The following is a 22,376-nucleotide window of genomic DNA, read 5'->3' as shown; positions in this document are numbered from 1 at the left end:
CGCCGTGGTGATCGCCGCCATCACCTCCTGCACCAACACCTCCAACCCCAGCGTGATGATGGCCGCCGGCCTGCTGGCCAGAAATGCCCTGGCCAAGGGGCTCACCACCAAACCCTGGGTCAAGACCTCCCTGGCCCCGGGCTCCAAGGTGGTCACCGACTACCTGGCCGCCGGCGGCGTCCAGGACGACCTCGACGCCCTGGGCTTCAACCTGGTGGGCTACGGCTGCACCACCTGCATCGGCAACTCGGGGCCGCTGGCCGAGCCCATCGAGCAGGCCATCAACGACGGCGACCTGGCCGTGGCCTCGGTGCTCTCGGGTAACCGCAACTTCGAGGGCCGCGTGCACCCGCTGGTCAAGACCAACTGGCTCGCCTCGCCGCCCCTGGTGGTGGCCTACGCCCTGGCCGGCAACGTCCAGAAGAATCTCGCCCGGGATCCGCTGGGCGTCGATCGTCACGGCAAGCCCGTCTACCTGCAGGACATCTGGCCCAGCCAGGCGGAGATCGCCGAGGCCGTGGAGCAGGTCAAGACCGAGATGTTCCGCAAGGAGTACGCCGAGGTCTTCGACGGCGACGAGGTGTGGCAGGCCATCGAGGTCCCCCAGAGCAAGGTCTACCAGTGGTCGAAGGACTCCACCTACATTCAGCACCCGCCCTTCTTCGCGGGCATGGGGCGCGAGCCGGATGCCATCGAGGACGTCAAGGACGCCTGGGTACTGGCCATGCTGGGCGACTCCGTGACCACCGACCATATCTCGCCGGCCGGCGCCATCAAGCCGGACAGCCCCGCCGGGCGTTACCTTCAGGAGCGTGGCGTGAAGCCGGTGGACTTCAACTCCTACGGGTCACGTCGCGGTAATCATGAGGTGATGATGCGCGGCACCTTCGCCAACGTGCGCATCAAGAACGAGATGCTCGATGGCGTGGTCGGCGGCGAGACCCGTCACGTGCCCTCCGGCGAGCAGATGGCGATCTACGATGCCGCCATGAGGTACCAGCAGGAGGGCACACCCCTGGTGGTGATCGCCGGCAAGGAGTACGGCACCGGCTCCAGCCGGGACTGGGCCGCCAAGGGTACCCGCCTGCTGGGGGTACGCGCGGTGCTGGCCGAGTCCTACGAGCGCATCCACCGCTCCAACCTAATCGGCATGGGGGTGGTCCCGCTGCAGTTCCCGGAAGGCGAGAGCCGCAAGACCCTGGGCCTGACCGGTGACGAGCGAGTCTCCATCGAGGGGCTCCGCGAGCTCACCCCGGGCGGCAGGGTCACGGTGACCATCAAGAGCGACAAGGGCGAGAAGAAGCTCGAGGCGCTGTGCCGCATCGATACCGCCAACGAGCTGGAGTACTACCGCCACGGCGGCATCCTCCACTACGTGCTGCGCAGGATGATCGGAGTTGTTTAATAGGTTAAAAGGGGATCACGCCGAGACTGTCGGTGTTGGGTATGTTTATGCGCCGGCTCAATGGCTTGACATTTATGCGGGTTATAGGCGTCATTCTTTACCTGGCGTTGGTGCCGAATACAGCAATGTTAATGTCGCTATGTTGGGATCGCACATAAAGTCCTAGAGGCTTAGTGTCTGTTTTGATCGTTTGTTGCGGCCTTATATAGGCCGCTTTTTTGTGCGCCGCGCATGGCGTTAAGTTCCTGACTGGTGCTGCTCTCGAGAGCAGTGCCCCGGGGTGGAAGTCGCTGAACGCTAGGCAAGGGAAAGTATTAGCCGATGGTAAGGATGTCTCCAACAAGGGGAAGTCTGAAGGAAGCCTGAGGGAAACGCTGGCTATTAATTCGGCAACCTTTCGTATATGCCTTGAGCCCGTTGTTCATGGGGCCTATAGGCTGAACCGTACCGGGATTCCTGGAAGCTCCAAACCTTGAGAGGATGGAGTCATGAACACTTCCAATAGATATGCTTCTGAGGTCCGTCAGCGGGCGGTCTTCGACTACGAGGCCGATTAACCCTTCCATTGGGCGACCATCGGTGCCATTGCCCCCAAGATCGGTTGCAAGCCGGAAACCCTTCGGAGCTGGGTCCGGCAGGCCGAGCGTGACGCGGGGCGCCGGGAAGGCACGAACACCACCGAGCGCGAACGGATCAAGGCGCTGGAACGTGAGAACCGCGAGCTGAAGCAAGCCAACGAGATCCTGTGCAGCTCTGGAGGGGGGCACTTCAGGGCGGGCAGGTCGGCATGGGGAGGAGGTCAGGATCTGACCACGAGATCCCACCGCCGTGCAGCCGTTATACTGGGGCCGGTCCAGGGAACGGAAGAGGAGCGAGAGCGGATGACAGGCAATCGGGGGAGAACACTGAGCGTCGCTGCGGCGGCATGCAGCGCGCGGCGAGCGGCGGGGGGCGACGATGCTTGAAGCGCTCTCGCCGCTCGCGGGGCCTGTCAATCTGGGCCTGGTGCTGCTCTCGGCCTTTACCTCGGGACTCTCCGCCGCGGTGGGCATCGGCGGCGGCACCCTGCTGATCCTGGCCATGGCCCAGGTGATGCCGGCCACGGCGCTGATCCCGGTACACGGCATGGTGCAGCTGGGCTCCAACGGCGGCCGGGCGCTGATGACCTGGCGGTACCTGGACCGCGGCCTGCTGGCCGCCTTCCTGCCCGGGGTGGTGCTGGGCGCCCTGGCCGCCGCCTGGCTGCTGGTGCGCCTGCCCGCCGGCGTGCTGGAGCTGTGCATCGCCGCCTTCGTGCTCTACTCCTGCTGGGGGCCGGGCTGGCCCCGGGGGCTGCTCGGCCGGGGCGGCACCCTGCTGGCCGGGGCCCTGACCACCTTCCTCTCCAGCCTGGTGGGGGCGACCGGCCCGCTGGTGGCCGCGGTGATCAAGCAACACTTCAGCGAGCGCCTGCCGCGGGTGGCCACCTTCGCCGCCTGCATGACCTTCCAGCACCTCACCAAGGCCTTCGTGTTCGGCGTCGCCGGCTTCGTCTTCCACGCCTGGCTACCGCTGATGCTGGCCATGGTGGCGGCGGGCTTCCTGGGCACCTGGCTGGGCCTGCGGCTGCTGCACCGGCTCTCCGACCGCCGCTTCGATACGCTGTTCAAGGGGGGGTTGACCCTGTTGGCGCTGCGCCTGATCTGGCTGGGGTGGCAGCGGCTGGCGGGGTGATGGCCGGCGAGAGCCCTTCGGCGACATGCGCCAGGAGCTGGTGTTCATCGGCCAGCACCTTGACCGGAAGCGGATCTGCCGAGCCCTCGACGACTGCCTGCTGACCGACGGGGAACTGCTGGCCGGCAAGGCGGTGTGGAGGACGTTGCCGGACCCCTTTCCGGCCTGGCAATGACGGATTACACAATGTAACCGGCAAAAACTGCCCTTGTTCCACGTTTAGCATCCTGTACAGTGCGGAAATCCTGTTCATAATGCTCTATGAGAAGCCGCCTTTTGGGCTCGCAGGGAATTCAGAGGGAACGCATATGGTGACCGCAACCATAACCACAATACGGCGCCATGGCATGGTGGCATTCGTGCTGCTGGCGTGCCTGGCCGTGTCCATCGCCACGACGGCCCAGGCCAATCCGCGCTATGCGGCGATCGTGGTCGACGTCGAGAGCGGCGAGGTGCTGCACGCCGCCAATGCCGACGAAACCCGCTATCCGGCGTCACTCACCAAGATGATGACGCTCTACCTGCTGTTCGAGGCCCTGGAGAATGGCTCCATGAGCCTGCACCAGGCGTTGCCGGTGTCGGCCCAGGCGGCCGCCATGCCGGCCTCGAAGCTGTGGCTCAAGGCCGGCTCCAGCATCGCGGTGAAGGATGCCATCCTCGCCCTGGTGGTGCGGTCGGCCAACGACGTGGCCGTGGTCGTCGCCGAGGCGCTGGGCGGCAGTGAACGCCAGTTCGGCCAGATAATGACCGCCAAGGCCCGCGAGCTCGGCATGCCGGCCACCCAGTTCCGCAACGCCTCGGGCCTGCCGGACAACGACCAGACCACCACCGCGCGGGACATGGCGACCCTGTCGATCCGCCTGATGCAGGACTTCCCGCAGTACTATCATTACTTCTCCACCCAGAGCTTCACCTACCGTGGGACCACCCACACCAGCCATAACCGGCTGGTGCGCAACTATGACGGGGCCGACGGCCTCAAGACCGGCTTCATCCGCGCCTCCGGCTTCAATGTCGCCACCTCGGCGATACGCGACGGCCGCCGCATCCTCTCGGTGGTGATGGGGGGCTTCACCGCTCAGTCCCGCGATGCCCATATGGCCGACCTGCTCGACCGCGGCTTCGTGCGTGCCTCGCTGCTCGACCGCGGCGACTGGATCGCACAATCGGATTTCTCCGGCGACTTCATTGCCAACAGCGGCGGCAGGCAGGCACCGGAGACTCCCGCGGCACCCGGCGGCGGGTCGTCAACCCTGCTGGCCAGCCTCGAGACCTCCACGATCGACAGCCAGGCGGCCACCTCGGCACCTCCCGCCGTGCGCTCGGGTACCGAGCAGGGGTCCGCGGAAGACCCGATCCGCGACCTGATCGCGCGCTCCGAGCCGCCGGCCGCCTCTTCCGAGCGGGTGGTGCATCGCCTCGAACCGGTAGGGCCGAGCGGCGGCTGGGGCGTGCAGGTGGGCGCCTTCAGCAATGCCGACAATGCCCGCAGCCTGGCCACCCGTGCCGCCGATCGCCTGACCAGCGAGCTGGCCGGTGCGCGTATCGACGTGGACGAGACCACCGGGCCGCAGAAGGTCTTCCGCGCCCGCCTGGTCAACCTCGACGAGAACCAGGCCTACCGCGCCTGCCGCAGCTTGGTACAGGAAGGCATGGACTGCATGGTGATCAACGCCGGGCTCTAGTGGCTGCCGCACGCGAGCCGCTGACGGGAAGCGGGCCGTGGCCTGATCCCCGGAGCGAATTCAGGCTGAGAGCAGGCGTTGCCGCGAATTGAAGAGCCCCCTCCAGAACTGCATAGGCGATCATGCAGCTCTGGAGGGGGCTCTTCAGTATAGGGCTCAGTCCGGGCATACCACTCCACTGCCTTGGTGGAATATCCTCGAGCCAGGCGTCGATTGGCTTCACCCCAGTAGTATATGGACCCCACATCACCCGCTTCCGCTGCCTGACGAAGATAAGGTAGAGCTGCCGTTGAATGACCAATGTTATAGAATCGCATCCCCTCATCCTTGGTGGCTTGTACCTCGGGCTCCAGTGCCCAAGCCTGAGACGACAGGGCCAGCAAGCCGATCAACAAGGCGATAACGGTACGCATGCCGACCTAGTAGCCAAAGCGCGGAGGAAAGTTAGAGAGTGGAGGCTCGCGGCCGATCCATTCACGTTCTGCCAGAGCTTTAGCTTCTTCTAGCTCTTCCAACGTTAGTTTGGAACGCTCCTGCTCGAGTATGTGCTTCGCCGTATTGTCGCCTGTTTCTTCCACAACAGCGTAGAGCATTGCCCAGCCTTGAACAGGATCTGCTTCCGTGCGGCAGTACTCTGCCCTTTCTGGAACGATAAGGCATTCGCCATGCACAACTCTGGCAATTCGAGACCCAAGCATAGAGGCACGTTCTCCCCAGGACCATAGCTCGGAATATTCACCTTCTTTCTCCAGCACTGAGGTTAAAGCTACCATCGCAGGCACATGCTCCTGGTCCACTGCCTTGCGGAGCCATTCCTCAGCAGCGCTGAGCCGGCGGCCGTTGGTCAGGTACCAGCCGCGTCCCTCGAGGGTCTGGTTACCTAAAATGGTCTGGGCCTCGGGCTGGCCCGCCTCGGCGGCGCGTTCCAGCCAGTCGCCGGCCCAGTGCGGCTGATCGAACATACGGTACACATGAAACATCGCCAGCATGGCATCCGGGTCGCCGGCCTCGGCTTGGGGCTTGGCTATGGCCAGGGCGGCTTCACGCCAGTCTTCGTGTTCCTCGGGACAGACATCGCCAGCGATGCAGGCCCCGCCCTGGAATAGCCGCAGCATGGCGTAGACGTCATTCTGCTCGGCGGCCTGCAGATACCACGCCATAGCCCTTTGTGACAGGCCGCGATCCAGCAGGCGGGTCGCCTCCCCCAGGTAATACATGGCTTCCACGTCACCGGCGTCGGCGGCTTGCTCCAGATAGGGCTGCATCTCGATCCACTCTGAAATGCCCCATAGCCGCATCCCCTCGTCCTTGGCCGCTTGCACCGCGGGCTCCAGGGCCCAACTGCTAGTTGATAACACCAGTAATGCTATTGCCAGAAACGTCTTGATTAACATGCTGTTCGCCACTGAGTTAGCGTTCTTCATAGCGGATTCGGGTGCCGCGTCGTGTGGATACGACCTGACGGTATTCGTCAATATCTGTCCCCATCCGGTTAGCGATAAGGCGATACTTGTCACGTGCCATCGCAGCATCTCTACCAGCAAGCCCAGTCGACCCAATTTGCTTCATAAATTGATCCAGTCGCTCACGGTTATGGCAATACGCCTGCACCCAACTTTGGAACCTGTCGTATGTGCCATCCATCGACATCCGCGCCACCGCGCGCTCGAACAGGTGCTGGGTCTTGGCGCGGTCGTAGTGACCGCTGGCGGTATAGCCATCCTCCAGCCAGCCCAGGCAGTTGGCGATGGCGATCTGCTGCAGGTCGGTGGCTTGGCTCCGGTCGAAGTGCACGCCGTCGATGGTATAACCGCGCCATCCGGGCGGGGTCGCCAGCGTATTGAGTAGCGGCCCCAGCGCTTCCGGGGGCAAATGCTGTATCCAGGCGCACATTTCATCACGCCGGGGATCATTGACGATGGCATGGGCTACCATCCCCGCGTGCTCGCTCTGGGTCATCAGGTCGTAGAGGCGCTGGATACCGTCCAGCCCCTGGGCGGCGAGCAGGCCCACGTCGAGCAGGGTGGTGGTGGCCAGGTAGGCGAGGCGGCTCATGCCCTCGAAGGCGTCGCGGTCGACCCAGTCGACGAAGGCGTAGTCGTTGTCGCGCAGCGCCTGGCTGAGCATCATCAGCCACAGGTTGAGCTGCTGCAGGTCGAGCTCCATGGCGATCTGGCCGCCCACGCCCTTGCCCGCCACGACCCTGCCCTTGAAGTAGGCCACGAACTTCCCCTGGTGAATGCCCAGGCGCAGGCCGAGCTCGCCGCCGATCCCGCCGGCGGCTTCCAGCCCCAGCACGGCATGGCCCAGGGTGCGCCAGGCGGTGAGTTCGGCCTGCTGGTTGCTCAGGGTCAGCCAGTCGCGGTCGGCCAATTGTGGCAACTGCCGGGTGATGTCGGCCGGGGGCTGCCAGCGCATGCTGCAGCGCGTATTGACGCCCACCGTGGCACCGGCAAAGGCCTTGAAGGTGGCCCCTTGGGCCTCGCGCTGAGCCCACTCGAGCCCGGTGAGCTTGACACCATTGTGGTCGAAGCCCAGCCCGGTTTCGGCCGTCAGCGCCAGGGTGGCGCCCGCGAATCCCTTGGCGACCGCCGCCACTTGCAACGAGTAGCAGCCGAGATCGCGTAGCTCGTTCTGGCGTTGCGTCAGCACCGCGGCGAATGGTACGGCATCGCTTTCATGAGGAAGGTGAAGCGTACCCAGGCTGATCTCACCACGTGCCAGGCTGTAGGTGCCTTTCAACGCCAACTGGTACTTGGCCCCGGCGCTGGGGCGCGGCGTGCCCCTTGCCCCCTCACTGGCACGCCAGGGGCCGTGGCGAGGGCCGCCGATGTTACGCTCGCCGGCAACTTCGCGACGCTGCTGCATTTGCGCCGATACCGAGCCTTCCGCCTTCGATTTTTCTTCCCACTCGAAGAGTTCCAGCGAGGCCTCACGATCGATCAGGGTCACCGGTTCGTCGAGGTGGGTATCCAGCGCATCGTTCAGCGAGGCATGGGGCATGCCCACCAGGCGCAGCATTTGCGCCTGGGCGCTGGCATCGAACAGGCGCAGGCGCTCACGGCTGGGGCCGGTGAACAGGATTCGCTGCAGCGTTTCCGCCCAGTCGCGCTTGGCGTCTTGCTGCTGAAGGGAGGCCACCTCGTGGCCCTGGGCCTCGAGCCAGGTGAAGAAGGCGTCGGGCACGAAGAAGCCCAGGCGCTCCTCGAACCATTCGGCTCGCCGCTCGATGCGATCGCAGCCGCGCCGTGCCAACCAGTTGGACAGGGCCGTTTCGTTGGCCTCCCAGAGCGTGGCGGGCAGCACGCCATCCTGCTCGAGGTCGCGCAGCAGCGCCGGCCGGTCCGCTTCAAGCACCTCTTGCATGAGATGGCGGAGGCTGACGTGGCTCAGCGCCTGCTCGGCGCGGGGCGAGCTGAATTCGCGAAGCGGGAAGTCCTTGCGTACCAGTACGTCGATGTCCTGGCGACGATAGCCCAGGGCATGGCGTTGGTCACTGATGTCCGCTTGCCAGAACAGCACCCGCTGCGGGCGCATGCGCTGTACCTGCGCTTCGGCCAGTTGGTAGAGAACGTCCAGTTGCTCCACTAGTCGGTTGAAGGCCTGTCGTTCCGCCTCGAAGAGGTGAATCGGCAGTGCCGATCGATGCGCGGTGGCCGTGGCCCACTGCCCGAGTTTCGCTTCCACTTCGCCGAACAGATTTGCGGCTTGCTTCAGCACACGGTTGTAGTGATCGAATGCCTCGATACCGGGCTCGAGTCCGGCGCCGGAAACGTTTGCCGGGGCATCGGCCAGGGCCCACTCCGGCGTGGCGACGCCCAGGGTGGCAAGCGCGAGAATGCTGTCGCAGTAGGCTCGCAGGTCGGCATCGAGCCGCTCAGCCTCGCTACTCACGAAATCACCGATAACGGCGCAGCGCGACGAGTCCTTGGGCGACATCGATTCACAGTCGGCGAGGAAGGCCTGGTACTCCACCAGCGCCTCCCGTACCGGGAGCAAGGCGCCCGGCTGGTCGACGGAGGCTGTCGTACGCATGATGGTGGCACGGCACTGCCGATAGGTTTCCAGCGCCTGTTCGATCTCCGCTTCCCAGGGGCCATAGTAGCCGCCGCCTTCGATCACATAGCCTTCCTCCCTGGCGCGCTCCATCCCCCGGCGATAGAGGACATGAAGCTCCCCCACCAGGCGGGTCTCCTCGTCGTTCCAGTTCCAGAGACGGGAGGCGCTGACAGGAAATGGAAAGACCCAGAACCAGGGATTCTCGCTCAGGGGGGTATGGGCGCTGACGCGCTGAGCCGGATCCATCTCATCATCACCGCGTTCCTGCATCAATTCGCCCAGGCGCTTCAGCTTCTCGCCTGCCTGCTCGCGCTCGGCCTCATCCAGGAAGTTTTCCGGGCGCGCGGGCAGGAAGCACTCCATCACGCCGGCATCCTTGGAGAGGTGCTCCATGCGCTGGATGGGGTCCTCCACTTTCACCCAGCCGGCAAGCTCCTCGGCGGCTTCGTGCAGGGCGTCGGCGACCTCCTCGGTGAGCAGCCAGAAGGCGCCGGTTCCGGTCAGATAGAGGATGTCGGCCCAGGGGGCCGCCTCACAGGCCATCGGCGCGGGGGCTTCGCGGCCTCCCTCGTAGGCGGGGAGCTGGAATTCGGGCAGGATCAGCGGGGAATGCAGGCTACCGGGCCGGGAGTTCGAGGTCATGAATGGCGCTCCAGTTCGCTGATTTTCTGCTGCACGGTGAGGCTCGCGTCGAGCAGGGTGGCTTGAGCGTGACGCCACGTTGCAGCATCGGCGTGGCGCACCAGGGGCAGCAGGCGCTTCCTGTCCCGCCAGCGTGCGATGTCGGCCTCGGCGAGCTGTGTCAGCCGCTCCAGCCATGCCGGGGGCAGCTCCTGCAGCGGTATGTCGGCCGCCTGGCTGAGCCACCAGGCGCGCTGGACCTCTTTCAGGGCCCGTTCCAGTTCGTGGGTCAGCGGCGGCACCTCGGCTTCGCCGTCGTGGACGGCAGGTTGCCAGACCTGCCAGTGCTGTAGGGGAGTGGGGGTGGCGACCTGTCCGAGCGGCCCGATGCAGTGGGCGTAGCTGGTGTCGCTGCCGGCGGCGACCAGGGCCGTCCAGGCGGCCGGGTCCTGCACGTTGACCAGCGACTGGCCGCCATGGGGGTCGTCGAGCACGAACAGGCGGTGCAGGTGGTCGGCCAGGTCATCGAGGCGGGTGTCCTGCGCCGGCTGGAAGGCCCAGCCGATGCGCTGCTCGCGGCACAGGGCCTCGGTGGCCTGCCAGGCCTCGCTGCCGAGCGTGAGTTCGATCAGCCAGGGGCTCGCTTCCAGTAGCGGCGCCAGGGGCGTGCCGGCGAACAGGGTCAGGAAGTCGTGCCAGCCGGGCTGCCCCACGAGCGCGGCGCAGCGTTCGGGGGCGCGGCGCTGGTCGAGTACCACATAGACGGGGCGTTGGGCGGCGATGCAGGCGGCCACGGCGTCGACACGCTGGCTGCGCTCGCCGATCCGGTTCAACCAGCCAGGCATGGGCAATCCCCCCGGCTGCAGGTGGTATCGCTCAGCTTGCCGCACAGCGGCATCAGCGTCGCGTCGGAGAGCTGGTAATCCTTGAGCTTGGGCAGGGCGGTGGGCGGTATCGCCTCATGCCCCTCGGGCACCGCCCGTCCCGGCAGCAGCGGCGACTCGGCGGCCTGGCCGGAGCCGTTGCCGGGGCTGCCGCCGGCGTTGACCTTCACCGTGGGCCCGACCAGGGTCACGCCGCTACCGTCGAGCTTGAGGAAGCTGCCGCCGGCGTTCAGCGTCAGTTCGCTGCCGGCTTCGAGCACCACCTTGTGGCCGGCCTTGATGTGCAGCTCGCGGCCGCTCTCGGTGAGCCAGGCCTGGCCGGCCTGGACATGCAGGCTGCCCTGCACGATCAGGTGCTGGCTGCCGTCGGTCTGCTCATGGCGGTTGCCGCGCACGGTGTGGTGCTCGTCGGCGTGAATCTCGCCGATGCGGTCGTGGTGCACGCTGAGGAAGCTGTCGTTGCCGATCTCCTCGGTGCGGTCGTTATTGGTCAGCAGCGCCAGGTCCTTCTGGGCGTGCAGCCAGATCTGCTCGCGTTCGGCCTGGTCCTCGAAGCGCAGTTCGTTGAAGCCGTCGCCCTGGTGGCTCTGGGTGCGCAGCACCGTGCGGGTCTTGTGCTCGGGCAGCGGGTACGGCGGCGTGTTGGCGGCGTGGTAGGTGCGCCCGGTGATCAACGGCTGATCGGGATCGCCCTCCAGAAATGACACGATGACCTCGTGGCCGATCCGCGGGATGGCGATGCTGCCGTAGCCGCCGCCGGCCCAGCCCTGGCTCACTCTCAGCCAGGCGCTGGCGCCTCTTTCAGCGGCTTCGCCGCCAGCCCCGGCGGTATTCGGCTCGGCGTAGCGATCCCAGGGGAACTGCACCTTGACCCGGCCGTGCGCGTCACAGTGGATCTCCTCGCCCTCGGGGCCGACCACGACGGCGACCTGGGGGCCGTCGACGCGGGGCTTGGGGTCGGGCGCGGGGCGCCAGGCGGTGTCGGCGGGGGTCAGCACCAGGTCGTTGTGGTAGCGCGTCATGCCCATCCCTTCGGCGTCGCCCTGGGTGACACCGTCCTCTTCCAAAGCCTGGGGCTGCTCGCCGTGGTGCTTGACCGTCACCACCTGCCAGTCGCGGTTGAGGCTGTCGGCATCGTGATCGGTGAGGGTGAAGCGGGTACCGGGGGCGAGCTCGGGCAGGTCGCTCTCGGCCTCGGCGGTCAGCGCATCGTGGCGCAGGTGTTCGAGGCGGATGCGGGTGAAGGCCTCGCCGGAGGCGTCGGCCTTGTAGCGGCCGGGGTAGTCGTAGTGCTCGTACTCTCTACCAACAACACCCCGCTGGGCGTGGCCTTCCAGGCCGCCGGTCTGGCGATCGTGCGGTTGGGCCTGATGTAACTGTGAATAGCCCGGCTGCTTGAAGGAGTAGTCCTTGAGCGTCGTCGAGGCCGGCCTGACCCGCGACACCTGGCAGAGCTTGCGCAGATGGCGGGTCGGGGCGGTGCCGCCGGCGCGGCCGTGGTAGGTACGCTCGCCGAGGCCGACCAGCACCTGGGGGTCGTCGGCGAACACCAGCCGGTGGACGCCGTTCGGTGCCTCCTCGAACTCGTGGAAGTAGAACAGCCCCTCCTCGGCGGCCAGGCGCTGGATAAAGGCCAGGTCGGTCTCGCGGTACTGCACGCAGTATTCGCGCTCGGCGGGCTCGCGGGTCACCGCGAAGGCCACATCACGCAGGCCGCGCTCCTCGCACAGGGTGTTGATGATGGTCAGCGGCGAGACCCGCTGGAAGATCCGCGAGTTGTGGCGCAGGCCGAGGCGCCACAGCGCCGGCTGGAGGGTCAGCGTGTAGCGGGTGCGGCGGTGGCCGCGATCGCCGCGGCCGAACGCGGTGGCCACGCCGTGGACCCGGCGCAGCGGCGCGCCGTCCTGCCAGATCGTCAGGGTCAGCTCGCGGTCGAGGAAGGTCTCGGGGGAGAGGTCGCCGTCGCGACTGGCGAGATTGACGACCAGCGCGAAGGGCGCCGAGAGGGTTTCGGTCAGCGTGAAGTCGACCACCGCCAGGTCGGGCTCAATGGCCCCGGCGAGCGCCAGGGTGAACTGCAGTCCGGTTGCGTTGGCCATCTGGGCTTCCCTCCTGGAAGGCGTATTGCGCGGCACTCCATTGCCCGGCAGGTTACGTGAGTGCCCCGGCATGGCAAGGGCGCCACGGCCCGAAGGGGCGAAAGCTGACAGGAAGTGTCAGCGATCGCTGACACGCCACGCGGCCAGCACTCGTCGGGCAAGCACTGGCCGCGTGACGCCAAGGGCGGGATGCCCCGCCCGCGTCGGAGAGATTGCGAGCGGGGAGCGGGCAGGACATCACGCCAGGCTGACCCTCAGCCCTCGATCGGCGCGCGCCAGTCGTCGGAGCCGGAGGTGCCGGCGACGGTGTGCTCCCAGTCGATCTTGCGGTAGGCCAGGGAGACGTCCATCAGCTGGGTGAACTCGGCCTTGGTGATGTCCTGGGCATGGGGCATGCGCAGGTTGATGTCGACGATGGTGGCGTCGGTCAGGGTGGTGGTGAAGAAGTGCTCCTGCTTGCCTTCCACCGAGGTGCGGTACCACTTCAGCTCGACGTTGGGCAGCATCTCGCCGGAGGCCAGGGCGTTGTACATCAGCGGCACGGCCTTGTTCAGCGCCACGGTGAAGATGAACGGCTTGTGGGCGCGCTGGCCGGAGGGCTGGCCGGACTGCGGGTCGGTGGGCACGGTGACGACGTGCTTGAACTCCTGGACCAGCATCTCGTCCTCGTGGCCTTCCACGTAGATGTTGCCCACGGAATCGGGGGTGAAGGCCCCGGCGGTGATGTTGCCCTGGGTCTGGCCTTCGATGCTGATATAGCAAGGTGTCGGCATGAGCCTGCTCCTTGACGAGGTAAGAGAATGTCCGATGGACACCCTGATAGAGCAGGCGGCGTGCCAAGGTCGGGAAAATCATTGCCCATCAATTGATTAGCTGTTTTTGATGGAGTGGGCTAAATGGGATTAGGCAAGGTATTGCCCGGGTCGGGCAAGAAGTTGCCCGCGGGGCCATTTCTTGCTCGCTTCGCCGAGGGTTGTGGTTGATCCCGGCGATGAAAAAAGGCGGCCACGAAGACCGCCCAAGGTACTGCCAGCCGTAAAAGGGTCATGACATCGAGGGAGTGGCCTCAGGCCGCGCAAGATACTCTCTGGCCGCGGGTACATCGCGCTCCAGCGACAGCCGCCGGTCGCACAGCCGCTCGATCAGCGCCGGGTCGTGGCTGACCAGCATCACGCCGCAGCGGTGCTCCCGGGCCAGTTCCACCAGCAGGGCGAGGGTCTCGCGCTGGGTGATGGGGTCGAGCCGCGAGGTGGGTTCGTCGGCGAACAGGAAACGCGGCTCGAGCAGCAGCACCCGCAGGATGGCGAAGCGCTGCAGCTCGCCGCCGGAGATCTCGCCGGGGCGGCGCGCCAGCAGCCGCTCGTCGAGGCCCAGGCGTTCCATCCAGGGCGCGATGGCGCGGCGATCGAGGCGATGACGGCGCACCAGGTCGTCGAGCAGCCGGCCGAGCGTCCAGTGGGGCGAGAAGGCCACCGGCGGATCCTGGTAGAGCTTCTGCCGGCCGAGCGGCGAGCCCGGCGCATGGTGTACCTCCCCGGCGTCCGCGTGGGCCACGCCCAGCAGCATATCGCCCAGGGTGCTCTTGCCGCAGCCCGAGGGGCCGACCACGCCGACGATCTCGCCGGGATGGATGGCCAGCGAGAGGTCGCGGAACAGCTCACGGCCGCCGCGGGCCTTGGCCAGCCCGGTGGCCGCGATCACGGGCGCGCCGCGGTCGCCCGAGAGCGGCGGCGGGGCCGGCCAGCGCGCCGGTTCGGCGGCCAGCAGGCGCTGGCCGTAGTCGCTCTGCGGTGCCGAGAGCAGGCGCTCGGCCGGGCCGCGCTCGACCACCTGGCCCTGGCGCAGGATCGCCACCTCGCCGCCGAGGCGCCGGGCGACGTCGATATCGTGGGTGATGGTCAGCAGGGCCCCGCCCCGTTCCGGCGTGCGCGCCAGCAGTTCCACCACGGCGTCGCGGCGCGGCGCATCGAGGCCCTTGGTGGGCTCGTCGGCGATCACGATGGTCGCGCCGCCGGCGCTGGCGGCGGCGAACGCCACCCGTTGCGCCATGCCGCCGGAGAGCTCGCCGGGCAGCTTGTGCCCGGCCTCCGCCAGCCCCAGCTCGGCCAGGTCGCGCCGGGCGGCCTCCGTGGCCCGGCGCCGGGACAGGCCGGCCACATGACGATGGCTCTCGGCGACCTGGTGCACCGCCCGCATGGTCGGGTCCAGAGCGTGCCAGGGTTCCTGGGGCAGCAGCGCCAGGGTGCGGCCCCACAGCGGGCGGCGCGAGCGGCCGTCGGCGGCCTCGAAGGCCTCGCCGTCGATCGCCAGCCGGCCGCGGGTGGCGAGCTCCTTGGGCAGGGTGCCCATGATCGCCTGGGCGATCAGGCTCTTGCCCGAGCCGGTCTCGCCGAGCAGGGTGAGGCGCCCGCCCGGGGCCAGGGTGAGCGAGACCGGGGCGATGGTCACGCCATCGCCGTGGATCGCTAGGTCGTCGACCTTCAGCAGGGGCGCGTTCATCGGGGGTCCCTCCCGGCCAGCAGGTTGAGGCTCATCACCAGTACGAACAGCACCAGGATCGGCTGGGCCATGGCCCAGGGCGCCTCGTGGTAGTAGGGCAGGAGCTCGATCATCATCAGCCCCAGTTCGGCGGTGGGCGGGCGCAGGCCGACGCTGACGAACCCGAGCGCGGCCATGGCCAGGATCGCGCTGGCGGCGCCGAAGGCGGCCAGGGTCAGTACCTGGGGGGCGAGCTCCGGCCACAGGTGGCGGCGGAACAGGTAGAGCGGGCCGAAGCCCAGCAGGCGGCTCGCCTCGAGCTGGGGCGAGGCCGCCAGCGCCCGGGTGCGGGCGCGCGCCAGGCGGAAGTACTCGATCCACAGCACCAGCGAGATACCCACGTAGAGCGCCCAGAAGTTGCCCGGGGCGATGGCCACCAGCAGCAGCACCAGCAGCAGGCCGGGCAGCGCCAGGCAGGCATCGGCCAGGCTGCCCAGCACCCGGTCCAGCCAGCCGCCGCGCCAGCCGGCGACCACCCCCATCAGCACGCCGGGTACCGCGGCGGTGGCCACGCTGAGCAGCGCCATGCCGAATGACAGGCGGATGGCGGCGGCCAGCCTGGCCAGCAGGCTGCGGCCCAGGTGGTCGGTGCCCAGCGGCTCGGCCAGCGACGGCAGCTGCAGGATGCGGGTCAGCTGCTGGCGAGCCGGGTCGGCGTCGAAAAGCCACGGCACCAGCCAGGCGAAGGCCAGCAGCAGCGCCAGCAGCGCCGCCCCCAGGCGCTGGCGGGGGCCGAGCGCCGGCAGGGGCAGGGCGCGTAAGCGAAGAGCGAGGGTCGTCATGCCTGGCGCCTCCTGGGGTCGAGCAGATGGCAGACGATATCCACCAGGGTGTTGAGCGCCACGAACAGCAGCCCCATGACCAGGGCCGTGCCCTGGATCATCGGCACGTCGCGGGCGACGATGGCGTGCACCAGGGCGTGGCCGATGCCGGGCCAGGCGAACAGCGTCTCGACCACCACCACGCCCTCGATCAGGGTGACGAACTGCACGCCGAGGTAGGCGATCACCGGTACCGCGGCGTTGCGCAGGCCATGGCGCAGGAAGCTCAGCCGCTCGCTGAGCCCCTTGGTGCGCGAGAAGGCGTAGTAGGCCGACTGGGAGACGTCGGCCATGGCGTTGCGCGCCACCCGGCTGGAGACCGCCGCCAGGGCGAGCGCCAGGGTCAGCGCCGGCAGCACGCTGTGGGCGGTGCGGCCGTGGCCGGCGGCGGGCAGCCAGCCCAGCGTCACCGAGAACAGCAGAATCAGCAGCAGGCCCACGGCGAAGGGGGGCAGGGCGCGCAGCACGCTGGCGGCGACTTCGCTGGCGCGGTCCAGGGCGCCGCCGGGCCTGAGGCCGGCGGCCAGGCCCAGCGGCGGCCCGAGCAGCAGCGAGAGCAGCACGGCGGACGCCGCCAGCCCCAGCGAATGGCCGAGCTGGTGCCACAGCTCGTGTACCACCGGTGCGCCGCTGACCAGCGAACGGCCCAGGTCGAACTGCACCAGGTCCCATAGCCAACCGAAGTAGGCGGTGAGGGCCGGCTGCTCCAGGGCCAGCTCGGCGCGTACCGCCTCGGCGGCGGCGGTGTTGACCATGTCGTGGCCATAGCGCCCGGCGGCGATACGGTAGGCCATGTCGCCGGGCAGGGTACGGGTCAGCACGAAGGTCAGGGTGCCGACCATCCACGCCACCAGCCCGGCCTGGAACAGCCGCGGCAGCAGCAGGCCGCCCACCCCCTTGCCACGCACCCTGCTGACGGCTGCCTGTGTCAGGGTGGCGCTCATTCCGACCACCTCAGCTCGTCGATGCGGTAGCTGCGTTCCAGCGCGTCGATGGAGAAGCCCTCCAGTTCACCGTTCACCGCGGCGGTCTGCTGGTACCAGGCGACGGGGATGACCGGCATCGCCTCGTGCAGGCGCCTGGCGACCCGGGTCGCCAGCTCGCTGCGGGCGTCGGGGTCGGCTTCATGGCGCAGGGAGTCGAGCCAATCGGCCAGCTCGGCATCCGACCAGCCCATGGCGCCCCAGTCGCCGCCCATGGCGTCCGGATCGCTGCCGAAGTCGTCGAGCAGCGTGCCCAGCGGGTCGGGCACCAGGCCGTAGTTGCGGGCCATCAGGCCCAGCTCGAGGCTGCCGTCGCGGTGCCCGGAGGGGATCTCGCTGGCGTTGCCCACCGCCACCTCGAGATCCACGCCCAGCTCGCGCCACTGGTCCTGCAGGGCGGTGGCCACCAGCGGCAGCTCCGGCCGGTCGGAGAAGGTGCGCAGGGTCAGCCGGAAGGGCTCGCCGTCGCGCTCGAGGATGCCGTTGTCGTTCGCCTCCCAGCCCAGCTCGGCCAGTAGCCCCCGGGCCTGGTCGAGGTCCCGGGCCGCATCGGCCTCGAGGCCCAGGTGCCAGGGCCCGAGGCTTTCCGGGAACAGCTCGACGGCCGCGGCCTCCGGGTGGCGCAGCAGGCCGCTGGCGATGCCGGTGCGATCGATGGCCAGGCCCAGCGCCCGGCGGGCGCGGTCGTCGTCGAGGAAGGGGTGGCCGGCATTGGTCTTGAGCACGATGGTGCGCGGCAGCGGTTCGGCGTGCAGGTCGAGCCGGTCGTGGCGGGAGAGCCGCGCGAGGCTTGCCGGGTCGAGGGTGAAGACGATATCGGCGTCGCCGCTCTCGGCCATCAGCGCACGGGTCTCGCCGCGGCCCACCGCCAGGTAGCTGGCCTGTTCGATCTCGGGGGCCTCGCCCCAGTAGTCGTCGAAGCGGCTCACCGTGAGCCGTTGGGGCGGTGTCAGGGACTCGACCCGGTAGGGGCCGCTGGCGATCACCGCCGTCACCTGGCCATCGTCGCCGTAGGCCGCGGGGGCCAGGATCAGGGTGGTGGAGTGGGCGAGCAGCGCCGGCAGCGGCGCGAAGGCTTGCGCCAGGCTTATCACCACCTCGTTGCCGTCGGCCTCGATGGCGGTGATCGGCGCCGAGTCGAGAATGCCCGGCTTGGCCAGGGCGTGCTCGAGGCTCGAGACGACGGCCTCGGCGGTGACCGGCGAGCCGTCATGGAAGCGGGCGTCGTCGCGCAGGGTGAAACGCCAGCCGAGGCCATCGTCGGCCTGGTGCCAAGCGGTCGCCAGCCCCGGCGCGGGCCGGCCGTCGGCGTCGGTGTCGACCAGGGTCTCGGCGACCCGCATGCGGCCGAACACATAGCCCGAGGTGGCAGGGTCGGCGCCGGTGATCTCCCAGGGGGCGACGATATCCAGGCTGCGGGCATCGGCCAGGGCAGCGGTGGAGCTCAAGGCCAGGGCGAGGCCGGCGAGTAGGGGGCGGGGAGGGAACATCTTGTGCAGTCTTCCTTGTGGGTATGTCGTTGAAAGCGGTGTCGGTGGCGTCGGTTCGGCCGCCTGATCCGGGGCGAGGCATCCGGGGTGGGTCAGCCGGGGTCCAGGGCCAGCAGCAGGCGCGTCCGCCGGGGCCTCGGCCGTGCCAGTCCAGGCGGCCATGGCGAGTCTCTCTTCCACGAATAATAAAGGTTACTATATAACATAACAATTCGTGTTTGGGACAATGCCCCTGGGGGTGAGCGCGTTGGAGGTCGCATCCGTGTCTCGCGGCGGCGGGTGCAAGGCCTGACGTCGGCCAGCACCGTCATGCGCGTGGCAATCGGCGACCCGGCGGTTGCCGTTTGTCTGCTAACCTCCTAGCCTGTCGTCACGATCACGCCCCGTCGGCCTCCTGGACCGGCGGGGTGGTTTTTTGGGCGCCGGCTAGCCGGGGGGGGCGGGGAGGGCTCCATGTCATCGTCGTTGAAGGGCATCCTGTTCATGTGTGCGGGCGTCTTCTGCCTGGCACTCGGCGACGCCATCGCCAAGTGGCTGGGCGAGGTGCATTCGCCGCTGCAGATCATCTTCTTCCGTACCCTGGTATCGCTGCCGCTGATCGCGCTGCTGGCGCATTTCGGCGGCGGCCTGCGCAAGCTGCGCACCCGCCGGCCCGGCGCACACCTGGCCCGCGGGCTGATCTACACCGGCACCATGGTCTTCTTCGTGCTCGGCCTGACCCTGCTGCCGCTGGCCAAGGCCACGGCCATCGCCTTCGCCGCGCCGCTGTTCGTCACGCTGCTGTCGGTGCCGCTGCTCGGCGAAAGGGTCGACCGCCAGGTGCTGGCGGCCTCGTTGCTGGGCTTTGCCGGGGTGCTGGTGGTGGTGCGGCCGGGCGGCGAGGGTTTCCACTCCGGCGCGCTGGTCATGGTGGCCGCGGCGGTCTTCTATGCGTTGCTGATGATCACCTCGCGGCGCTACGGGGGCCGCGAGCATCTCTGGGCCATGGTCTTCTACATCACCCTGGTGCCGCTGATGGTGACCACGGTCACCCTGCCCTGGGTGTGGCAGACGCCGCATCCCTGGCACTGGCTGGGGTTTCTCGGCTCGGGGATCGTCGGTATCGGGGCGACGGCGTGCATCACCCTGGCGTTTCGTTTCGCGCCGGCGGCCATCGCGGCCCCCTTCGACTACACCGCCATGCTCTGGGCGGTGCTGCTGGGCTGGTGGTTCTGGGGCGAGATGCCCGACCTCTGGGTCTTCGTCGGCAGTCTGCTGATCATCGGCAGCGGCCTGGCGATCGCCTACCACGACCGCCGCACGACCCTGAAGCGCCGCCCCACCTCTTGAGTGCCATCAGTGCCGGGTGAAGAAGGCCCGGGCCGCGGCCTCCGGGTCGGGTTGGCCGCAGATCGCCGAGATCACCGCCAGACCGTCGGCCCCCGCCGAGCGCACCGCTGCGGCATGCTCGGCCTTGAGGCCGCCGATGGCCACCGTGGGCAGGGGGCTGGCGGCGACCAGCGCGGCCAGGCCGTCGAAGCCCAGCGGGCGCGCGTGGTCGTGCTTGGTGGGGGTGGCGAACACCGGGCCCAGGCCCAGGTAGTCCAGCGGGCCCGGATCGAGGCGAGCGAGCTGCGCGTGGGTCTGCACCGAGAGCCCGAGGATCGCCCGCTCGCCCAGGGCGGCACGGGCGGCGGCCACGTCGCCGTCGTCCTGGCCCAGGTGCAGGCCGTCGGCCCCGGCGGCCAGGGCCACCTCGGGGCGGTCGTTGATGATCAGTGGCACGCCGCTGCCGGCGAGTGCGGCCTTGAGGCGGCGGGCCTGGTCGATCAGCTCGGCATCGGAGGCGTGCTTGTCGCGCAGCTGCACCAGGGTCACGCCGCCGCGCACGGCGGCGACCACCGTGTCCACCAGCCCGCGGTCGGCGCAGAGGCCGGGGTCGGTGACCAGGTAGAGGGAAAGGTCGATTGGCATGCTGTCCTCCCGGGCGCGGGACGTGCAGGCTGGCGGGAGCTGCACGACTCCCTACGCCGGCATTATCCGGGTCAGGTTCCGAGGGTGCGTCTCAGCCGTGGCGGTATCGCCGCGGCGCCCCTGTCGTCAGGCCACCACTATCCCTGCCCGCTTCCTGGCTGTAAAGGCAGGTCAACCCATCATGTCTAGAGGCGCCGTCTTAAGAATCGCTTAAGGCGGGATGACCGTTGCATGTCAGCGGCGGCGCCGCCCTTCAGGCGGTGCGGGCGAGCCAGCGCAGGGCCACCTTCCGGGCGTGGGCCAGCTCTCGGCAGTAGGTCAGCCGGCCGGCCGTCCGGCGGATGCCTGCACGGCGCAGCTTGACGAGGATCCGCGCCGGCAGGCCGACCAGCACCAGTGCGACCCCCTCGCGGTGCATCTCGTCGATCAGGGCCTTGAGGGCCACGATGGCGGTGCCATCCATGCTCGGCACGTCATGCATGTCGAGGATGACGATCCGCACTTTCGGGTCCACCAGGTGCAGCGAGGAGAGCGCCTTCTCGGCGGCGCCGAAGAACAGCGGGCCGTTGATGTCGTAGAGGGCGACCTCGCCGGGCAGCTCGTCGATGGGGGCATGGGACCCGGTATCGACGCGCAGGGTCTGGGTCAGCAGCGACATGCGCCGGATGAACAGGGCGGCGGCCAGCCCGATGCCCACGGCCACCGCCAGCACCATGTCGAAGAGCACGGTCAGGGTGAAGCAGGTCAACAGGATGGCCACGTCACCCGGCGGGGCCGAGCGCAGGGTGTGGAGGAAGTGCCGGGCCTCGCTCATGTTCCAGGCGACGATGAACAGCAGTGCCGCCAGCGCGGCCATCGGCACCAGCCCCAGCAGGCCCGCCAGGGCGACCACCGCCAGCAGCACCACCAGCGCATGCACCACCGCCGCGATCGGCGAACGGGCGCCGCTGCGGATGTTGGTGGCGGTCCGGGCGATGGCGGCCGTGGCGGTGATGCCGCCGAACAGCGGCGCGACGATGTTGCCCAGCCCCTGGCCGATCAGTTCGGCGTTGGGGTCATGCCGGGTCCGGGTCAGTCCGTCGGACACCATCGCGCACAGCAACGACTCGATCGCCCCCAGCATGGCGATGGCGAAGGCGGGACCCAGCAGGGCGCGAATCAGGTCGAAATCCAGCACCAGTGGCTCACCATCTGCGCCGGGCAGCCGCCAGGGGGCCACGAAACTCGGCGCGATCGGGGGGATGCCACTGCCTGTCTCGCCCTGTACCTCCCAGGTGAAGCGCGAGGCGATGGTCTCCACCATGTTCCCCGTGCTCGGGTCGCCTATCCCGTGGTTGACCGCATAGGCCACCACCGCACCGACCACCAGCCCGATCAGGGGTGCCGGAATCGGCACATGCAGGCGCGGCCAGAGCAGCAGGACGCCCAGGGTGAAGGCCCCGATCCCCAGCTCGAGCGGAGCCAGGCCGGGCAGCGAGACGGCGATCCGTCCCAGATTCTCGACGAAGTGCTCACCCAGCTGCCCGACCTCCAGCCCCAGGAAGTCGGGCAGCTGCAGCACGGCGATCACCACCGCGATCCCCGCCGTGAAGCCGAGCACCACCGGATAGGGCACGTACTGGATGAGGCGCCCCATGCCGGTGATGCCGAGGACCACCAGGATCACCCCGGCCATCATCGAGGCGATCAGCAGGCCGCCCAGGCCGTACTGCTGGACGATGGGGAAGAGGATGACGACGAAGGCCGCCGTCGGACCCGAGACATTGAAGCGTGAACCGCCGGTCAGCGCGATGATCGCGCCGGCGACGATCGCCGTGTAGAGCCCGTGCTGGGGAGGCACGCCGGTGGCGATCGCCAGGGCCATGGAGAGCGGCACGGCCACGGTGCCGATGGTCACGCCGGCCAGGATGTCGTGGCGCAGGTCGTCCAGGCCGTAGCCGTCTCGCCAGGCCGCGCGCAGGCCGGTGGCGATGCCGGGAAGGGGTGGGGACGGTCGGTGGCGTGCCATTCACGGGGTCCTCCCTGGGTGGTCACCCGCACCGTGGATGGGCCGGTGGCCACATATCCAGCGGGGATCGATCCGGTTGCTTATGTGAATGACATTAACATGTCGTTAGTATTGTCG

15 protein-coding genes, 2 pseudogenes and 1 riboswitch are annotated in these 22,376 nt (G+C 68.3%); of the genes and pseudogenes, 6 read left to right on the top strand and 11 right to left on the bottom strand.

The features are described 5' to 3' along the window. The 5 genes and pseudogenes from acnA to CR157_RS14095 all read left to right on the top strand — a co-directional run. Positions 1-1,405 (top strand): aconitate hydratase AcnA (acnA, locus tag CR157_RS23065; RefSeq protein ID WP_258364178.1); only part of this gene is annotated, 1,405 nt, incomplete at its 5' end. A gap of 488 nt (positions 1,406-1,893) precedes the next feature. Next, positions 1,894-2,151: pseudogene (locus tag CR157_RS23060) on the top strand (transposase); the annotation flags it as partial. Between the two features lie 211 nt (positions 2,152-2,362). Next, positions 2,363-3,118 carry a sulfite exporter TauE/SafE family protein gene (locus tag CR157_RS14105; protein ID WP_110284172.1) on the top strand — a complete coding sequence of 252 codons (756 nt, stop codon included), beginning with the start codon at positions 2,363-2,365 and terminating at the stop codon, positions 3,116-3,118. A gap of 7 nt (positions 3,119-3,125) precedes the next feature. Beyond that, positions 3,126-3,293, top strand: a pseudogene (locus tag CR157_RS14100) (GTP-binding protein); the annotation flags it as partial. A gap of 172 nt (positions 3,294-3,465) precedes the next feature. Further along, entirely contained in the window at positions 3,466-4,803 is a 1,338-nt protein-coding gene (locus tag CR157_RS14095; protein ID WP_110284170.1) for a serine hydrolase, read from the top strand. Positions 4,804-5,222: 419 nt separating this feature from the next. On the opposite strand, the gene CR157_RS14090 is transcribed toward CR157_RS14095, so the two are convergent. From CR157_RS14090 to CR157_RS14050, 9 genes are all read right to left on the bottom strand, one after another. Further along, on the bottom strand, positions 5,223-6,197 hold the full coding sequence (locus CR157_RS14090; protein WP_110284576.1) for a tetratricopeptide repeat protein: 975 nt from the start codon (positions 6,195-6,197) through the stop codon (positions 5,223-5,225). A 16-nt stretch (positions 6,198-6,213) separates the two neighbouring features. After that, entirely contained in the window at positions 6,214-9,504 is a 3,291-nt protein-coding gene (locus CR157_RS14085; protein WP_110284169.1) for a hypothetical protein, read from the bottom strand. Further along, on the bottom strand, positions 9,501-10,328 hold the full coding sequence (locus tag CR157_RS14080) for a DUF4123 domain-containing protein (RefSeq protein ID WP_110284168.1): 828 nt from the start codon (positions 10,326-10,328) through the stop codon (positions 9,501-9,503). Before CR157_RS14080 ends, CR157_RS14085 begins: the two co-directional genes overlap by 4 nt. Next, positions 10,313-12,466 carry a type VI secretion system Vgr family protein gene (locus CR157_RS14075; protein ID WP_110284167.1) on the bottom strand — a complete coding sequence of 718 codons (2,154 nt, stop codon included), beginning with the start codon at positions 12,464-12,466 and terminating at the stop codon, positions 10,313-10,315. The genes CR157_RS14080 and CR157_RS14075 overlap by 16 nt, the downstream gene beginning before the upstream one ends. 254 nt (positions 12,467-12,720) lie before the next feature. Further along, positions 12,721-13,239 carry an Hcp family type VI secretion system effector gene (locus CR157_RS14070; protein ID WP_110284166.1) on the bottom strand — a complete coding sequence of 173 codons (519 nt, stop codon included), beginning with the start codon at positions 13,237-13,239 and terminating at the stop codon, positions 12,721-12,723. Between the two features lie 271 nt (positions 13,240-13,510). Next, positions 13,511-14,965, bottom strand: coding sequence for an ABC transporter ATP-binding protein (locus CR157_RS14065; protein ID WP_110284165.1), 1,455 nt, complete (start codon positions 14,963-14,965; stop codon positions 13,511-13,513). Further along, on the bottom strand, positions 14,962-15,786 hold the full coding sequence (locus tag CR157_RS14060; RefSeq protein WP_110284164.1) for an ABC transporter permease: 825 nt from the start codon (positions 15,784-15,786) through the stop codon (positions 14,962-14,964). The genes CR157_RS14065 and CR157_RS14060 overlap by 4 nt, the downstream gene beginning before the upstream one ends. Next, positions 15,783-16,769 (bottom strand): ABC transporter permease, encoded by a 987-nt coding sequence (locus CR157_RS14055; RefSeq protein ID WP_219999954.1) that lies wholly within the window; start codon positions 16,767-16,769, stop codon positions 15,783-15,785. The genes CR157_RS14060 and CR157_RS14055 overlap by 4 nt, the downstream gene beginning before the upstream one ends. Then, the gene (locus CR157_RS14050) at positions 16,766-18,298 is read right to left on the bottom strand and encodes an ABC transporter substrate-binding protein (protein ID WP_110284163.1); all 1,533 of its coding nucleotides are present in this window, start codon (positions 18,296-18,298) and stop codon (positions 16,766-16,768) included. The genes CR157_RS14055 and CR157_RS14050 overlap by 4 nt, the downstream gene beginning before the upstream one ends. Before the next feature lie 453 nt (positions 18,299-18,751). On the opposite strand from CR157_RS14050, the gene CR157_RS14045 reads away from it, so the two are divergent. Continuing rightward, on the top strand, positions 18,752-19,627 hold the full coding sequence (locus CR157_RS14045) for a DMT family transporter (RefSeq protein WP_110284162.1): 876 nt from the start codon (positions 18,752-18,754) through the stop codon (positions 19,625-19,627). Between the two features lie 6 nt (positions 19,628-19,633). Here CR157_RS14045 and thiE read toward each other — a convergent pair whose 3' ends face one another. Both thiE and dauA read right to left on the bottom strand, forming a co-directional pair. Next, positions 19,634-20,251, bottom strand: a complete 618-nt coding sequence (gene thiE / locus CR157_RS14040) for a thiamine phosphate synthase (RefSeq protein ID WP_110284161.1) — start codon at positions 20,249-20,251, stop codon at positions 19,634-19,636. A 31-nt stretch (positions 20,252-20,282) separates the two neighbouring features. Then, a riboswitch (TPP riboswitch) is annotated at positions 20,283-20,383 on the bottom strand. A 121-nt stretch (positions 20,384-20,504) separates the two neighbouring features. Further along, positions 20,505-22,259: a C4-dicarboxylic acid transporter DauA gene (gene dauA, locus CR157_RS14035; RefSeq protein ID WP_110284160.1), complete on the bottom strand. Its 1,755-nt coding sequence runs from the start codon at positions 22,257-22,259 to the stop codon at positions 20,505-20,507. Between the last annotated feature and the right edge of the window lie 117 nt (positions 22,260-22,376).

Source organism: Halomonas sp. LBP4, from assembly GCF_003202205.1.
Lineage (GTDB): Bacteria > Pseudomonadota > Gammaproteobacteria > Pseudomonadales > Halomonadaceae > Halomonas > Halomonas flagellata.
This window is presented reverse-complemented; position numbering and strand designations above follow the sequence as displayed.

Coding starts and splice junctions, on each gene's coding strand:
- CR157_RS14105 (WP_110284172.1), top strand. CDS start 2,363: ATGCTTGAAGCGCTCTCGCCGCTCGCGGGGCCTGTCAATCTGGGCCTG.
- CR157_RS14095 (WP_110284170.1), top strand. CDS start 3,466: ATGGTGGCATTCGTGCTGCTGGCGTGCCTGGCCGTGTCCATCGCCACG.
- CR157_RS14090 (WP_110284576.1), bottom strand. CDS start 6,197: ATGTTAATCAAGACGTTTCTGGCAATAGCATTACTGGTGTTATCAACT.
- CR157_RS14085 (WP_110284169.1), bottom strand. CDS start 9,504: ATGACCTCGAACTCCCGGCCCGGTAGCCTGCATTCCCCGCTGATCCTG.
- CR157_RS14080 (WP_110284168.1), bottom strand. CDS start 10,328: ATGCCTGGCTGGTTGAACCGGATCGGCGAGCGCAGCCAGCGTGTCGAC.
- CR157_RS14075 (WP_110284167.1), bottom strand. CDS start 12,466: ATGGCCAACGCAACCGGACTGCAGTTCACCCTGGCGCTCGCCGGGGCC.
- CR157_RS14070 (WP_110284166.1), bottom strand. CDS start 13,239: ATGCCGACACCTTGCTATATCAGCATCGAAGGCCAGACCCAGGGCAAC.
- CR157_RS14065 (WP_110284165.1), bottom strand. CDS start 14,965: ATGAACGCGCCCCTGCTGAAGGTCGACGACCTAGCGATCCACGGCGAT.
- CR157_RS14060 (WP_110284164.1), bottom strand. CDS start 15,786: ATGACGACCCTCGCTCTTCGCTTACGCGCCCTGCCCCTGCCGGCGCTC.
- CR157_RS14055 (WP_219999954.1), bottom strand. CDS start 16,769: ATGAGCGCCACCCTGACACAGGCAGCCGTCAGCAGGGTGCGTGGCAAG.
- CR157_RS14050 (WP_110284163.1), bottom strand. CDS start 18,298: ATGTTCCCTCCCCGCCCCCTACTCGCCGGCCTCGCCCTGGCCTTGAGC.
- CR157_RS14045 (WP_110284162.1), top strand. CDS start 18,752: ATGTCATCGTCGTTGAAGGGCATCCTGTTCATGTGTGCGGGCGTCTTC.
- thiE (WP_110284161.1), bottom strand. CDS start 20,251: ATGCCAATCGACCTTTCCCTCTACCTGGTCACCGACCCCGGCCTCTGC.
- dauA (WP_110284160.1), bottom strand. CDS start 22,259: ATGGCACGCCACCGACCGTCCCCACCCCTTCCCGGCATCGCCACCGGC.